This window comes from Pseudonocardia sp. ICBG1142, from assembly GCF_020496255.1.
Lineage (GTDB): Bacteria > Actinomycetota > Actinomycetes > Mycobacteriales > Pseudonocardiaceae > Pseudonocardia.
Map to the genome: position 1 here is coordinate 2,102,860 of NZ_JAHLJC010000030.1, position 14,959 is coordinate 2,117,818.

13 protein-coding genes and 1 riboswitch are annotated in these 14,959 nt (G+C 77.0%); of the genes, 3 read left to right on the forward strand and 10 right to left on the reverse strand.

Annotation, left to right across the window (positions count from 1 at the left end; translation table 11 throughout):
* Window positions 1-7: 7 nt before the first annotated feature.
* A complete protein-coding gene (locus KPL59_RS24225; protein WP_226352169.1) occupies window positions 8-715 on the forward strand; it encodes a 4'-phosphopantetheinyl transferase superfamily protein in 708 nt (235 codons plus the stop codon).
* A 7-nt stretch (window positions 716-722) separates the two neighbouring features.
* A complete protein-coding gene (locus KPL59_RS24230) occupies window positions 723-2,255 on the forward strand; it encodes a DNA polymerase IV (RefSeq protein ID WP_226362054.1) in 1,533 nt (510 codons plus the stop codon).
* A gap of 22 nt (window positions 2,256-2,277) precedes the next feature.
* Here KPL59_RS24230 and KPL59_RS24235 read toward each other — a convergent pair whose 3' ends face one another.
* The 9 genes from KPL59_RS24235 to KPL59_RS24275 form a co-directional block, all read right to left on the reverse strand.
* Window positions 2,278-2,655 carry a hypothetical protein gene (locus tag KPL59_RS24235; RefSeq protein WP_075307290.1) on the reverse strand — a complete coding sequence of 126 codons (378 nt, stop codon included), beginning with the start codon at window positions 2,653-2,655 and terminating at the stop codon, window positions 2,278-2,280.
* A 34-nt stretch (window positions 2,656-2,689) separates the two neighbouring features.
* Window positions 2,690-2,879, reverse strand: a riboswitch (cobalamin riboswitch).
* Window positions 2,876-4,462 (reverse strand): chloride channel protein, encoded by a 1,587-nt coding sequence (locus tag KPL59_RS24240; RefSeq protein ID WP_226362055.1) that lies wholly within the window; start codon window positions 4,460-4,462, stop codon window positions 2,876-2,878. (Overlaps the previous riboswitch by 4 nt.)
* On the reverse strand, window positions 4,459-5,001 hold the full coding sequence (locus KPL59_RS24245) for a MarR family winged helix-turn-helix transcriptional regulator (protein ID WP_226362056.1): 543 nt from the start codon (window positions 4,999-5,001) through the stop codon (window positions 4,459-4,461). The genes KPL59_RS24240 and KPL59_RS24245 overlap by 4 nt, the downstream gene beginning before the upstream one ends.
* 53 nt (window positions 5,002-5,054) lie before the next feature.
* Window positions 5,055-6,275 (reverse strand): uroporphyrinogen-III C-methyltransferase, encoded by a 1,221-nt coding sequence (gene cobA, locus KPL59_RS24250; protein WP_226362057.1) that lies wholly within the window; start codon window positions 6,273-6,275, stop codon window positions 5,055-5,057.
* Entirely contained in the window at window positions 6,272-6,772 is a 501-nt protein-coding gene (locus KPL59_RS24255) for a cobalamin biosynthesis protein (protein ID WP_226362058.1), read from the reverse strand. The genes cobA and KPL59_RS24255 overlap by 4 nt, the downstream gene beginning before the upstream one ends.
* 53 nt (window positions 6,773-6,825) lie before the next feature.
* Window positions 6,826-8,211: a cobyrinate a,c-diamide synthase gene (locus KPL59_RS24260; protein WP_226362059.1), complete on the reverse strand. Its 1,386-nt coding sequence runs from the start codon at window positions 8,209-8,211 to the stop codon at window positions 6,826-6,828.
* 5 nt (window positions 8,212-8,216) lie between these two features.
* The gene (gene cobO / locus KPL59_RS24265) at window positions 8,217-8,831 is read right to left on the reverse strand and encodes a cob(I)yrinic acid a,c-diamide adenosyltransferase (protein ID WP_060711477.1); all 615 of its coding nucleotides are present in this window, start codon (window positions 8,829-8,831) and stop codon (window positions 8,217-8,219) included.
* A gap of 29 nt (window positions 8,832-8,860) precedes the next feature.
* Entirely contained in the window at window positions 8,861-11,113 is a 2,253-nt protein-coding gene (locus tag KPL59_RS24270) for a VWA domain-containing protein (protein WP_226362060.1), read from the reverse strand.
* On the reverse strand, window positions 11,110-12,639 hold the full coding sequence (locus KPL59_RS24275; RefSeq protein ID WP_226362137.1) for a cobyric acid synthase: 1,530 nt from the start codon (window positions 12,637-12,639) through the stop codon (window positions 11,110-11,112). Before KPL59_RS24275 ends, KPL59_RS24270 begins: the two co-directional genes overlap by 4 nt.
* 58 nt (window positions 12,640-12,697) lie before the next feature.
* On the opposite strand from KPL59_RS24275, the gene KPL59_RS24280 reads away from it, so the two are divergent.
* The gene (locus tag KPL59_RS24280; protein WP_226362061.1) at window positions 12,698-13,600 is read left to right on the forward strand and encodes an SURF1 family protein; all 903 of its coding nucleotides are present in this window, start codon (window positions 12,698-12,700) and stop codon (window positions 13,598-13,600) included.
* A gap of 342 nt (window positions 13,601-13,942) precedes the next feature.
* On the opposite strand, the gene KPL59_RS24285 is transcribed toward KPL59_RS24280, so the two are convergent.
* Window positions 13,943-14,950 (reverse strand): cobalamin biosynthesis protein, encoded by a 1,008-nt coding sequence (locus KPL59_RS24285; RefSeq protein WP_226352177.1) that lies wholly within the window; start codon window positions 14,948-14,950, stop codon window positions 13,943-13,945.
* Window positions 14,951-14,959 lie beyond the last annotated feature (9 nt).

Consider the following 14,959-nt stretch of genomic DNA (forward strand, 5'->3'; position numbering starts at 1 on the left):
GGACGCCGTGACCGTCACCGTCTGGTGGGCCGCCCCGGCCGATCCCGGCGCCCGCGCCGACCTCGTCGCGCTGCTGGACGCCCACGAACGCGAACGGCTCGTCGCGCTGCGACGGCCCGAGGACCGCGCCCGCTACCTCGCCGCGCACGCGCTGGCCCGGCTCGTGCTCGCCGAGCGGCTCGACGCCGACCCCGCCGAGCTGGTCCTCGACCGGACCTGCCGCTGCGGGGAGCCGCACGGCAAGCCCCGCCTGGCCGGGCGCGGCGACGACCCCGGCTTCTCCCTCACCCACTCCGGCGCGCTGGTCGGTGTCGCGGTCGGGACCGGGCCGGTCGGCGTCGACGTCGAGGCACACCGCCCCCTGTCCGGCCTCGACGGCCTGGTCCGGCACGCCCTGTCCCCCGCCGAGCTCGCCGCCGGGACGCCCGACGGGACCGGCTTCCTGGTCACCTGGACCCGGAAGGAGGCGCTGCTCAAGGCCACCGGCGAGGGCCTGTCGAGCCCGATGGACGCGATCACCCTGTCCCCGCCGCACAGCCCGGCCCGGGTGCTGGACTGGACCGGCACCGCCGGGAGCTGGTGGGTCACCGACGTCCCCACCGGCCTCGACGACCACCCGGGCGCCGTCGCCGGGGCGGGACCGGTGGCCCCGGCCGTCACCGTCGCCGACGGCGACGCGATCCTGTCGGTGCGCCGGGGCACGATGCACGGGTGATGATGGAGTGACCGCGGCGGCCGACCGCTGGGTGCTGCACCTCGACATGGACGCGTTCTTCGCCTCCGTCGAGCAGCTCACCCGGCCCACCCTGGCCGACCGTCCGGTCCTCGTCGGCGGCGCGGGACCGCGCGGCGTCGTCGCGGGGGCGAGCTACCAGGCCCGGGTGTTCGGGGCACGCTCGGCGATGCCGATGGGCCAGGCGCGGCGGCGCTGCCCGCACGCGACGGTCCTGCCGCCCCGGTTCTCCCTGTACAAGGCGCTGTCCGAGGAGGTCATGGCCGTCCTCGGCGAGTTCTCCCCCGTGCTGGAGCCGGTGTCGGTGGACGAGGCGTTCGTGGAGCCGCCCGACCTCGTGGGCGCCTCCCCCGACCAGGTGCGGGAGTGGGGCACCCGGCTGCGCGGCGCGGTGCGCGACCGCACCGGGCTGCCCGCCTCGGTGGGCGCCGGGTCGGGCAAGCAGATCGCGAAGATCGCCTCCGAGCTGGCCAAGCCGGACGGGCTGCGGGTGATCGCCCACGCCGAGCAGGCGGCCGTGCTCGACCCGCTGCCGGTGCGGTCGCTGTGGGGCATCGGGCCGGTCTCCGGCGAGGCGCTGCGGAAGATCGGGATCGAGACGATCGGGCAGCTCGCCGCTATGGACGCCCGCGAGGTCGCCGGGGTGCTGGGCAGCGCGATCGGGTCCGAGCTGCACCGTCTCGCCCGCGGCATCGACGACCGTCCGGTCGCCCCGCGCGGCGCCGCCAAGCAGATCAGCGCGGAGACGACCTTCGACGCCGACCTGACCGCGATGAGCGCGGTGCACACCGCGGTGGAGTCGATCTGCGTCGCCGTGCACCGACGGCTGGTCGCCGACGGTCGGACCGCCCGCACCGTCACCGTGAAGGCGCGGACCGGGGACTTCACCACCCACACCCGGTCGGAGACGACCCCGTTCGGCACCCGGGACCTGGCGACCCTGGTCGCGGTGGCGCGCCGGCTGGCCGAGGGCGCGGTCGGCGAGGGCGGGGTGCGGCTGCTGGGAGTGTCGGTGTCCGGCTTCGGCGACGAGCCGCCGCTGGCCCTGTTCGACGCGGTGCCCTCGGAGAACGGGTGGACGACGGCCTCGGCCCTCGACCCCCCACCCGCGGCCGACGCCCCGGCCGGCGCGGCGGGGGTGGCCGTGCTCGACGCACCGCCGGACACCGACGCACCTCCGGACACCGACGCGAGGACAGGGACGGGCGCGGCCGCGGGGGCCGACAGTCCTGCGGGGACCGGCGGTACCGCGGGGGCCGACGCGACCACGGGCGCCGGCGACGTGCCCGGCCCCGTCCGCCCGGGCCGCCCCGACCGCGAACCCGACCCGGACCGGCCCTGGCGCGCCGGCGACGACGTCGCACACCCCGAGCACGGCCACGGCTGGGTCCAGGGCGCCGGGCACGGGCGGGTCACCGTGCGCTTCGAGACCGCCTACACCGGGCCCGGCCGCACCCGCACGCTCGACGCCGCCGACCCCGACCTCACCCGGGCCGACCCGCTGGGCAGCTGGCGGGCCTGAGCGCGCCGTCCCGCCGGCGGGCTCAGCCGATCAGCGGGCTGCGGTGCGGCGGCGCGACGCGGCTGCCCTCGGCGACCCGGGCCCGCAACGCCGGGACGGTGCGCGCCAGCCCGTCGAGGACCGCACCGAGCGCGGCGTCGGCCGCGGGGTCGCCCCCGACCAGCAGCACCGCGCCGCCGGCGGGTCCGGCGGCGGCCCAGGCCCCGATCCGGGCGACGGCGTCACGCGGGGTGACCGGCTCGACCCGCCACGCCTCGGCGTAGAACAGGGCCGTCGACTCGGCCTGGGGGAAGGCGAAGACGGTCTCGGCGTCGGCCAGCAGGTCCGCGACGTGGGCACCCGGGCGGGGTGCGCCGTCGCCGGACGGGTCGGTACCGAGCACCACCAGGTCGTGGCTCATCGCATGTCCTCCTCGAGGGTCCGCGCCCTCACCAGTGGGAATCCGCGACGACGGGCAGTCTCCTGGCTCCCGGATCCCCACGCCCTCCCCGGCCTTCCCACCCTCGCGGGCGGTGGCACCGGTGTGGGGAGGGCACTCCCCGGTGACAGTGGCGGGACCGCGCCGGATTCGCACCGGCTTCCTGTTCCGTCGTCGTCGGGGAGCCCATCACGCGACCGGGTCAGTGGTCAACCGTCCCCCGCCCCGACACCCCCCGCAGATGGTCGAGCAGGTCGTGTTCGGCGAGCGTCCCGAGCAGCGGCCCGTCCGGCTCCCGCACGGGCAGCGCGGCTCCCCGGTGCGCGGCGAGCACCCCGAGGACGTCGTGCACCGGGGCGGCCGGGTCCAGCGCGGGCAGCTCCGGGCCGGGCGGGGTGCCGTCGGCGGGACGCATCACCTGGGCGACGACGACCCGGCGCAGTGCCTCGTCGGTCGGGGTGTCGGCGGCGAGGTCGATCCCGCGTCGCAGCAGCTTGAGCGTGTAGATGTTGTCCCGCGACACCAGGTTCGACAGGCCGGTGGCCAGGACGACGGCGGCCATCAGCGGCAGGATGAGGGCGTAGTCGCCGGTCAGCTCGAACACGATGAGCACCGCGGTGATCGGGGCGTGCGCGGCCCCCGCGAACACCGCCGCCATGCCGACCAGACCGAACGCGCCGGGGTGCAGGTCCAGCGCCGGGAACAGGGCCGCGGCGGCGTAGCCGAAGGCGGTCCCGGCGGTGCCACCGACGAACAGCGACGGCGCGAACACACCGCCGGACCCGCCGATGCCGATGGTGAGGCTGGACGCGAGGATCTTCCCGACGACGAGCAGGAGCAGGAACCCGACGACGTACCGGCCACCGATCGCGGCCTCCAGCACGGGGTAGCCGACGCCGTACATCTGGGGCAGTGCCAGCAGCAGCGCGCCGAGCAGCAGCCCGCCGACGGCCGGGCGCAACCACTCCGGGCCGCGCCAGACGGCGTCACAGGCGTCCTCGACGACGTAGAGGATCCGGGCGAAGGCCCAGCCCAGCAGCCCGGCGAGCAGCCCGAGCAGCGCGTAGAGCGGCAGCTGGGCGGGGCTGCCCAGGTCGAAGTGCGGCAGGGTCAGGATCGCGCGGTCGCCGGCGATCACCTCGGCGACGACGTTCGCGACCACCGAGCTGATCACCAGCACGCCGAACGCCTCGGCGCTGAACGACCGCAGGATCAGCTCCAGGCCGAACACCACCCCGGAGACCGGCGCGTCGAACGTCGCGGAGATCCCGCCCGCGGCACCGCAGGCGACCATGAGCACCAGCCGGGTGGCGGGCACCCGCAGCCACTGCCCGATCGCCGAGGCGAGCGCGGAGCCGATCTGCACGATCGGGCCCTCCCGGCCGACGGAGCCGCCGGTCCCGATGCAGATCCCCGACGCGAGCGCCTTCACCGCGGCGACGGTGGCCGGGATCCGCCCGCCCCTGCGCGCGACGGCGAACATCACCTCGGGCACCCCGTGCCCGCGCGCCTCCGGGGCGAACCGCTGGACCAGCGGGCCGTACACCAGGCCGCCGAGCACCGGGGCGATCAGCAGGAACCACACGCCCAGCCCGGGCAGGTGCGGCGAGGCGACCCGGCCGGCGTCGGAGAAGTCCTCCCGCCCGGTGACCAGCCAGGTCACGCCGAGGATCAGCTCGTGGAACAGCACCGACCCGATGCCGGCGCCGACCCCGATGACCGTCGCCAGACCGACGAGCCCCGGCCGGGTGCCGACGAGCGCGCGGTGCAGCGCGCGGACCGCGGTCACCGCGCACCGCCCTCGGCGGGCACCGGCGCGACGGCCCAGTCGGTCTCGCCGACCTCGCCCGCGGCGTCGGCGAAGCGGCGCAGTGCGTCGCGGACCGCGGTGCGCTCGGCGGCCGGCAGCATCGCGAGCAGCCGGTGCATCTCGGCGCGGCGCAGCCGGGTGACCTCGTCGACGAGCGTCCGCCCGGCGGGGCTGAGCGCGAGGGCGACCTCGCGGCGGTCGTCGCCGGTGCGGGTGCGCACGACGAGGCCGCGGCTCACCAGCCGGTCGCACATCCGGGTCGCCGTCGAGGCCGACACGGTCAGCGCCGTGGCCAGGTCGGCCGGGCGCCGGGTGCCGTGCTGGGCCAGGACGACCAGCGCGCGGTACTGCGGCAGGGTCACCTCGCCCGCCGTCGGGCCGGCCTGCTCCCCCGCGGCGGCCAGGGACCCGGCGACCACGGAGAGCATCGCCCGGCTCGCGGTCATCACCGCGTCGACGACATCGTCGATCTCGTCGGCAGCACCGTTCTCGTCGGTCGCACCGTTCTCGTCGGTCACGCCGCCAATGATTGCACACTGCAAGGTTGCAGTGTGCAATGAGGTCGTCGTGGTCAGCGGGCGACGGGCGCCTGCAGACCGGCGACCGGCCCGATCACGACGATCGCGGGCGGGCTGATCTCCTGCTCGGCGGCGACGCGCTCGGCGGTCTCCAGCGTCGCGCGCACCGACCGCTCGATCCGCGTGGTGCCGTCCTGCACGATCAGCACCGGGGTGTCGGCCGGGCGGCCGTTGGTGATGAGCGCCTCGGCGAACTTCCCGAGCCGCTCCACGGCCATCATCAGCACGATCGTGCCGGTCATCCGGCCCAGCGCGGTCCAGTCGGTCAGGCTGCGCGGGTCACCCGGTGCGACGTGCCCGGAGACGACGACGATCTCGTGTGCCACCCCGCGGTGGCTCACCGGCGTCCCGGCGACGGCCGGTGCGGCGAAGGCGCTGGTGATGCCCGGGACGACGGTCACCGGCACCCCCGCCGCGGCGCACGCCTGGACCTCCTCGAACCCGCGGCCGTAGACGAACGGGTCGCCGCCCTTGAGGCGCACCACGAACTTCCCGGCACGGGCGTGCGAGACGAGCAGCTCGTTGATCCGCTCCTGGGCCATGGCGCGGCCGTAGGGGATCTTCGAGGCGTCGATGACCTCGACCTCGGGGGACAGCTCGTCGAGGATGTCGCGCGGGCCGAGCCGGTCGGCGACGACGACCTCGGCGCGCGACAGCAGCCGCCGTCCGCGCACGGTGATCAGCTCCGGGTCGCCGGGGCCGCCACCGACCAGCGCGACACCGGCCTGCGGGGGCTCGGCCGACTCGTCGACGACGCCGGCGGCCAGTGCCTCGACCAGCGCGGTGCGCACGGCCGCGGACCGCCGGTGCGCGCCCCGGGCCAGCACGCCGACGGTGAGCCCGTCGTAGCCGCCGGTGGCGGGGGTGACCGCGGTGCCCAGGTCGCCGTCGTCGGCGCGGACGCAGAACACCCGGTCCCGCTCGGCCTCGGCGACGACGGCGGCGTTGGTCTCCGGCTCGTCGGTGGCGGCGATCGCGTACCAGGCCCCGGCGAGGTCGCCGTCGGTCCAGCGGCGGGCCGTCCAGGTGATCTCCCCGGCCGAGGCCATGCCCTCGACCGCCGGGGTGACCTCGGGCGAGACGACCTCGACGACCGCTCCCGCCGCGATCAGGCGGGCGACACGCCGCTGGGCGACCTGTCCCCCGCCGACGACGACGGCCCGGCGGCCGGCCAGGTCCAGCCCGACCAGGTACTGCTCGTGGTGCGCGTTCAACGACGTTCCTCTCCCGGACTCCGACGCCCGGTGGTGGCAGCGGGTCCCTGCGCCGGGCCCCCGCTCGACGGCGACGCCGGACGATAGCCGGGCCCGCATGTGTCACAGGAGCCCCCGGAGGGCAATCCCACATCCGCCGCTCCGGCGGCCACGGCGACCGTGACGCCCTGACCAGCGGTCTTGCCCACGATCAGCTGGGCTCCGTCGCCCGCGGCGAGGAGCGCGGCGGCCTCTGCGACCGATGGGGTCCCGACGGCCGCGGCGACCCGGGCATCCGGCCTCGCCACCCCGACCACGGCCAGTGCGGCGGCGGCGAAACCGTGCGGTTCCCGCGGTGCGACGGCCGCCAGCAGACCGGGTTCGGCGACCCGCCGGTCCAGGGTGGCGACGACGGCGTCGCCGAGCTCCAGCCCGTGCTCGGCGGCGACCCGGTCCAGCAGCGCGCGCACCGCGGCCTCGGGGGTTCCGGGGCGCAGCCCCACCCCGACCGTGATCACCGGTCGTGGAGCGGAGCGCTCGGCACGCGGACGGTCGGCTCCACGACCGGTGATCATGCGAACGCGGCCGGGGCGGCCCCGGCCCGGGTGTGGCGTGCCGCCGCGACGAACCGGGCTACGGCGCCGGGCACGCCGGCCGGGTGGGTGTGCAGGAACGAGGCGTGCACCCGGTCCTCGACGTAGCCCTCCGGCTCCCCGCCCCGCCACGCCCAGGCCGGGGCCGCACCCGCCCGCGGGGTGACCGCGCACCGGTGGAACTCGTGTGCCCCGGCCCGCTCGCCCGCCGCGAACAGGGGCGACGCCGACACTGCGACCGCGTCGCGGTAGCCGAGGGTGAGCCGCGGGGTCATCCCCGCCGACGCGTCGAGGACCCCGCACATCGGCGTCCCGTCGAGGTCCCGGCACAGGTAGAGCAGCCCGCCGCACTCGGCGTGCACCGGGGCCCCGGACGCGGCCAGCGCCGCGACCTGCGCCCGCAGCGGTGCGTTGTCGCCGAGCGCGCCGACGTGCTCCTCGGGGAAGCCGCCGGGCAGCACGAGCGCGGCGGTGCCCGCCGGGAGCGCGGGGTCGCGCAGCGGGTCGAAGGTCGCCACGTCGGCGCCGGCCGCGGTGAGGAGCTCGGCGTGCTCGGCGTAGCCGAACCCGAACGCGGGCCCCCCGGCGAGCGCGACGAGCGGCCGCTGCCCCGCCGTGCCGCTCGTGCCGACCTCGGCGGCCGGGTCCCAGACCGGGCCGGCGGGCAGCGGGCGGGCGAGTGCGAGGACGGCGTCGAGGTCCACGTGTGTGGCGACGAGCTCGGCCATCGCGTCCACCGCGGCGGTCGCGGCGGTGCCGTGCTCGGCGGCGGTGACCAGGCCCAGGTGCCGCGAGGGCACCGCCAGCTCGGCCCGTCGCGGGACGGCGCCGAGCACCGGCAGCCCGACCTCCTCGGCCGCGGCCCGGCAGACGTCGGCGTGGCGCTGCGACCCGACCCGGTTGAGGATCACCCCCGCCACCTGCACGGACTCGTCGAAGCTGCGGAACCCGTGCAGCAACGCGGCCAGCGACCGGGACTCCCCCCGGACGTCGACGACCAGCACCACCGGTGCCCCCAGCGCGGCGGCGACCTGCGCGGTGGACCCGGCGCCGTCGGCGATGCGGCCGTCGAACAGCCCCATCACCCCCTCGACGACGGCGACGTCGGCGTCCCGGCTCCCGTGCCGGGCCAGTGGGGCGAGCCGGTCGGCGCCCTGCAGGACGACGTCCAGGTTGCGGCCCGGACGGCCCGCGGCGAGCGTGTGGTACCCGGGGTCGATGTAGTCCGGCCCGATCTTGAACGGCGCGACCCGGGTGCCGCGCCGCGACAGCGCGGCCATCAGCCCGGTCGCCACCGTCGTCTTCCCGCTGCCCGACGACGGCGCCGCGACGACCAGCGCGCGGGCCGTGCTCACGGTGCTCACGGTGCTCACCACTCGATCCCCCGCTGGCCCTTCTGCCCGGCGTCCATCGGGTGCTTGATCTTCGTGGTCTCCATGACCAGGTCGGCGGCCTCGATCAGGGCGGGCGGGGCGTCCCGGCCGGTGATGATCACGTGCTGCCGGCCGGTCCGGGCGGTGAGCACCCCGACGACCTCGTCGACGTCGATCCAGCCCCACTTCAGCGGGTAGGTGAACTCGTCGAGGACGTAGACCTGGTGCTCCTCGCGCTCGATGCGGCGGCGGATCTCGGCCCAGCCCTCGACGGCGTCGGCGGCGTGGTCGGTCTCGGTGCCCGCCTTGCGCGACCAGGACCAGCCCGACCCCATCTTGTGCCACTCCACGGGCCCGCCCTGCCCGGTCTGCTCGTGGACGGCCCCCAGGGCGCGGAACGCCTCCTCCTCGCCGACCTTCCACTTCGCGGACTTGACGAACTGGAACACCCCGATCGACCAGCCCTGGTTCCAGCCGCGCAGCGCCATCCCGAACGCGGCGGTCGACTTCCCCTTCATCACCCCGGTGTGCACCACCAGCAGCGGCCGGTTGCGGCGCTGACGGGTGGTGAGCCCGTCGGCGGGCGTGACGGACACCTGTCCCTGCGGCACGGCGGTCCCTCCTTCTCGGGCGTGATGTGTCAGGCGGCGCGCGCGGACCGGGTCGCCCGGACCAGGTCCCCCACGCTGTCGGCGGTCAGCTCGTCGAGGGTCACCAGCTCGCCGCCCGCGGCGGCGGCGAGCGGCGCGGCGAGCCCCAGGCGCACGTGCCCGGCCTCGCAGTCGACGACGACGGTGTGCACCTCGTCCGCGGCCAGCAGCCCGGCGGCGCGGCGGGAGTCGGCGACGGGGTCCCCGCCGTCGCGGGCGGCGACGGTGGCCCGCCCGTCGGTGAGCAGCACGACCAGCGGGCGACGGCGCGGGTCCCGGCGGCGCTCGGCGTCGAGCACGGCGCGGGCCTTGAGCAGTCCGCCGGCCAGCGGGGTCCGCCCGCCGGTGCGCAGCCGGGACAGGCGCTGCTGGGCGGTCGGCACCGACGACGTCGGGGGCAGAGCCAGCTCCGCCTCCCGGGCCCGGAAGGTGACCAGCCCGACCTTGTCCCGGCGCTGGTAGGCGTCGCGGAGCAGGCCCAGCACGGCGCCGGACACCGCGGTCATCCGCCTGCGCGCGGCCATCGAGCCGGACGCGTCGACCACGAACAGCACCAGGTTGCCCTCGCGGCCCTCCCGCTCGGCGCGGCGCAGGTCGTCGCGGCGGACCAGCAGGCCGGGCCCGCGGCGCCCGCGACCGGCCTGGTGCGGGGCCGCGGCGAGCACGGTCGCGGGCAGGTGCAGGTCCGCGGCGCGGGTGGTCCCCGCCCCGGACGGGCGGACGACGCGCCCGGTGTCGGTGCGGGCCCGGGAGCGGCGCCCCGGGGCGCCCGCGCCCAGCCCGGGCACGGTGAACTTCCTGACCGTGGCCCGGAGCAGCCGGGCGGCCTCCCCGACGACGACGGCGCGGCCCTCCCCGCCGTCGCCCCCGGCCGGTGCCTGCTCGGCCCCGGATTCCCGGTCCCCCGGGTCCGTCGCCCCGGTCTCCTCGGTCGTCTCCGTCGCCTCGGTCGGGTCGGTCGCGCCGTCGGCGCTCTCCGTGCCGTCGGTGCCGGGGGCCTCGGCGCGCCCGCCGGACCCGGTCGCGGGGCCGCGCGGGTCGTCCGCCTCGGGGGTCGTGCCCCCGGTCCCGTCGGGCTCCTCGCCCGCCCCGGAGCCGTCCGGGGCGTCCTGCGGCTCGGCCAGGTCGCCGGGGCCCGGGCCGGGGTCCGGATCGTGGTCGGGGTCGTCGTCGGGGTCCGGGCCGTCCTCGGGACCCAGGTGGTCCTCGGCGTCGGCGAGGGCGCGGTCCAGCTCGGCCGGGTCCAGGCCGGGCTCGTCGAACGGGTCGCGGCGACGGCGGTGCGGCAGCGCGAGCCGGGCGGCGACGCGCACGTCGTCGGCGGTCACCGCGTCGCGGCCCTCCCAGGCGGCGTGCGCGGCCGCGGCGCGGGTGATGACCAGGTCGGCGCGCATGCCGTCGACGTCGAACCGGGCGCACACGAACGCGATCCGCCGCAGCTCCCGGTCGCTCACCGCGACGGCGGAGACCCGGGCCTGCGCGGCGCGGAGCCGGGCCGCGGTCGCGGTCTCGTCCGGGGCGAAGCGGGCGACGAACCCGGCCGGGTCGTCCTCGAACGCCATCCGCCGCCGGGTCACCTCGACGCGGGTGTCGACGTCGCGGCTGGCCCGGACCTCCACGGTCAGCCCGAACCGGTCGAGCAACTGCGGGCGCAGCTCGCCCTCCTCCGGGTTCATCGTCCCGACCAGCAGGAACCGGGCCGCGTGCGAGACGGAGACGCCGTCGCGCTCGACGTGCGCGCGGCCCATCGCGGCGGCGTCGAGCAGCAGGTCGACGAGGTGGTCGTGCAGCAGGTTGACCTCGTCGACGTAGAGCACCCCGCGGTGGGCGTCGGCGAGCAGGCCGGGCTGGTAGGCGCGGCGCCCCTCGGACAGCGCCTTCTCCAGGTCGAGCGAGCCGACCAGGCGGTCCTCGGTCGCACCGACGGGCAGCTCGACCAGCCGGGCCGGGCGGCGGCCGCCCGGTGCGCCCGCCGGGTGCGGGCCGTCCGGGCAGGACGGGTCCGGCGCGGCGGGGTCGCAGCCGAACCGGCAGGCCTCGACGACGTCGTGCGAGGGCAGCAGCGCCGCCAGCGCGCGCACCGCCGTGGACTTCGCAGTGCCCTTCTCCCCGCGCACCAGGACACCGCCGACGCCCGGGTGCACGGCGTTGAGCAGCAGCGCCAGCCGCAGGTCGTCGTGGCCGACGACGGCGGAGAACGGGAAACGGGGAGGTCCGGCGGCGGGGGCGGTGCTCGTGCTCACGCCGGTGAGGCTGCCAGACCGGAGGTCAGCACAGGGAGGTCCGACGGCGCACCGTGTCCGATCACATGTTCAAGTGACGACGTGTCCAGGTGACGTTCGACCAGGTCGGCCAGCAGATCCACCTGCCGGGTGCGCTCGGCCGCGAACGACGTGTCCTGTGCCACCCGGAACCCGGTCCGCCCTGCCTCGTCGGCGAGGCGGGTGAGTAGCAGCCGTCGGAAACCGTCGTTCTCGGCGAGGCCGTGCCAGTGCGTGCCCAGGACGTTGCCGCGGTCGCTGCCCTCCTCCCCGATCAGGCCGGGGTCGCCGGAGCGCACGACGCGGCCGTGGTGGATCTCGTAGCCGGTGACGGTCTCGCCCCACGCCGTCGCGGTGGGGGTGCCGAGGTGCTTGACCGGGTCGAAGGCGATCTCCAGGTCCAGCAACCCCAGCCCGGCGACGGAGGTGCCGGGGGCCGCCTCGGCCCCGTCCGGGTCGGCGACGGTGTGCCCGAGCATCTGGTAGCCCCCGCAGATCCCCAGTACCGGACGCCCGGACGCGGCGTGCGCGCGCACCGCGTCGGCCATCCCGGAGGACCGCAGCCAGGCCAGGTCCGAGATGGTCGCCTTCGTCCCGGGCAGGACGACGACGTCGCTGTCGGCGAGCCGCGACGGCTCGGTCACGTACCGCACGGCGACGCCCGGTTCGCAGGCCAGCGCCTCGGCGTCGGTGGCGTTGGAGATCCGCGGGAACCGGACGACCGCGACCCGCAGCCACTGGGTGCCGAGTGGCGGGGCCGGACGCCCGAGCACCCCGTCGGCGACGGCGGCGAGCGAGTCCTCGGCGTCGAGCCAGAGCCCCTCGGCGAAGGGCAGCACGCCCAGCGTCGGCCGACCGGTGAGCTCGCGCAGCCGGTCGAGGCCGGGTTCGAGCAGGCGGGGGTCCCCGCGGAACTTGTTGATCACGAAGCCGGCGATCAGCGCCTGGTCGGCCGGGTCGAGCACGGCGAGGGTGCCGAACAGGTGCGCGAGCACCCCGCCGCGGTCGATGTCGCCGACGACGAGCACCGGCAGGTCGTTGCGCCGGGCGAAGCCCATGTTGGCGAGGTCGGTGGCCCGCAGGTTGATCTCCGCGGGCGAGCCCGCCCCCTCGCAGACCACGACGTCGTGGCGGGCGCGCAGCCGGGCCAGGGAGTCGGCGACGACGTCGGACAGCGCCGCGGTCCGGTGCCGGTAGGACAGCGCTGACACCTGGCCGTCGGCACGGCCGCGCACCACGACCTGCGAGGTCCGGTCCCCGCCGGGCTTGAGCAGCACCGGGTTCAGATCGACCGAGGGGGCGATGCCGCAGGCGAAGGCCTGCATCGCCTGCGCCCGCCCGATCTCCCCGCCGTCCGGGGTGACGACCGAGTTGTTGCTCATGTTCTGTGCCTTGAACGGCGCCACCGAGACCCCGCGCCGGTGCAGCCACCGGCAGATGCCGGCGACGACGGCGCTCTTGCCCGCATCCGACGTCGTCCCCGCGACGAGGACCGCTCCCTGAACCACCACGGCGCGAAGTATCGCCCCGGCGGGACCGTCGGCGGGCGCGGCTACCCTGGGCGGCGTGCGTTTCCTGCTGCGTCCCGGGTGGATCGCGTTCGTCGTCGCGGTGCTGGCCTTCGCCGTCGCCTGCTACACGCTGCTCGCGCCGTGGCAGTTCGACCGGGAGTCCGAGCGCTCCGCGCAGAGCCGGGCCATCGCCAACGCCGACGCGACCCCCGCCGTCGGGTTCGACACGCTCGTGCCGCCGGGCACCGGGATCGGCGTCGAGGACCAGTGGCGCCGGGTCACCCTGACCGGCTCCTTCGACCGCGCCGCGGAGACCCTCGTCCGCCTTCGGGTCGTCGACGGCGCGCCCGCGTTCGAGGTGCTGACGCCGCTGCGGCTCACCGACGGTCGGACCGTCGTGGTGAACCGGGGGTCGGTCCCGGCCGCGGACCGGGGCGCCGTGCCCGAGTACGCCGCGGCGCCCGCCGGGCTGGTGACCGTCGAGGGCAGGCTGCGCCTGGACGAGACCGACCCGCAGGGCCGCCACCCGCTGGTCGAGAACGGCACCCGCCAGGTCTACGTGTCCGACTCCCGGTCGGTCGCCGCCGCCACCGGCCTGACGCCGGTCGAGGGCGTCGTCGTGCTGGAGGCCGGTCAGCCGGGCGTGCTGGACCCGATCCCGATCGCGCCGGTCGGGGGCGGAGCGCCGTTCAGCAACTTCTCCTACGCCCTGCAGTGGCTGACCTTCGGCGCCGTCGCCCTGATCGCGCTGGGCCTGTTCATCCGACTGGAACTGTTGCAGCGCAACGGGAAGCGCGAGACGGCCGGCAGCCTGCGGGACCAGCTCTCCGGCCGCGACGGCTTCGGCGACGAGCCCGCCCCCGACGGCCGTGTCACCGACCGTGTCACCGACGGCGCCGACGACGGCCCCCGTGACACCGCCCGCGACGCCGCCGGTTCAGGTCCGGGCGCCGGCTGACTCCGCCCCGGCCAGGTGCGCCGGGCGGGCAGGTCTGCACCCCGCGAGTCCCGTGCGCTCACCCGGTCAGTGAGTCCGCCCGACCGACCCGTCTCCCGCGCTGCCCCCCGCACCGGACCAGCACCACCTCGCGGGCCTCACTCTCCGAACTCGCTTACCGGGTAAGCGAACTCGCCGAGCCCACCCGTACCCGCGCCGCCCGCGCACCGGACCAGGGCCGTCCCGGAGGGCCGTCCTTCTGCGAATTCGCTTACCGGGTAAGCGAATTCGCCCCCCCCCCCCCCCCCCCCCCCCCCCCCCCCGAACACACCGACCGCCCGCGATCCCTCCCTCCGGACCCGCTCACCCGCTCGGCGACCGCCCCCGATGCACTCTCGCCGACCGGGTGGGTACATCCCGCCGTGCGAGGACCGCCGCCGTCGCGACGGCGAGCAGCCCGGCTGTCCCGGCCACCAGCCGGGACAGCCGCGCGACGCGGTGCAGGTCGGCGACCCGGGGCGGGTGCCCGTCGCCGAGCGACGGGCGGTCCTCGGTGCCGTGGGCGTAGACCGTCGGCCCGCCCAGACGCAGCCCGAGCGCACCGGCGGCGCTCGCCTCGACCGGACCGGCGTTCGGGCTGGGGTGCCCCGCGGCGTCGCGGCGCCAGGTCCGCAGCGCGGTCGCCGGCGAGCCCCCCACCAGCGGCGCGACGGCCACGGTGACCACCGCGGTGACCCGGGCCGGCGCCAGGTTGACCAGGTCGTCGAGGCGGGCCGAGGCCCACCCGAAGCGGGCGTGCCGGGCGGAGCGGTAGCCGACCATCGCGTCGAGGGTGTTCACCGCGCGGTAGCCGAGCAGCCCCGGGATCCCGGCAACCGCGCCCCACACCAGCGGCCCGACGACGGCGTCGGAGGTGTTCTCGGCCAGCGACTCGGCTCCGGCGCGGGCCATGCCGTCGGCGTCGAGCAGGTCCGGGTCACGCGCGCACAGGTGCGGGATCCGGGCGCGTGCGGCGTCCAGGTCGCCGGCGTCGAGCGACGCGGCCAGCGCGGCGCCCTCCCCCACCAGCGAGGTCCCGCCGAGCACCGCCCAGGTGGCGACGGCGGTCAGCCCGGCCCGCAGGACCGTCGCCCGCCGACCCCCGGCCCGGCGGGCGACCGCCTCGGCCAGCGCCCCGGCCGCGACCGTGCCACCGACCAGCAGCGCGGTGTAGGCGGCACCGGGCGCGACGGCGTCGCGGTACAGCCGGCGCTCCAGCCGGGCGGCGGCGGCACCGAACCCGGCGACCGGGTGCCCCCGCCGCGGGTCGCCGAGCAGCGCGTCGGCGACGATCCCGGTGGCGAGCCCCGTCGCGCGGCCCCGTGTTCCCATGCCGGGGAA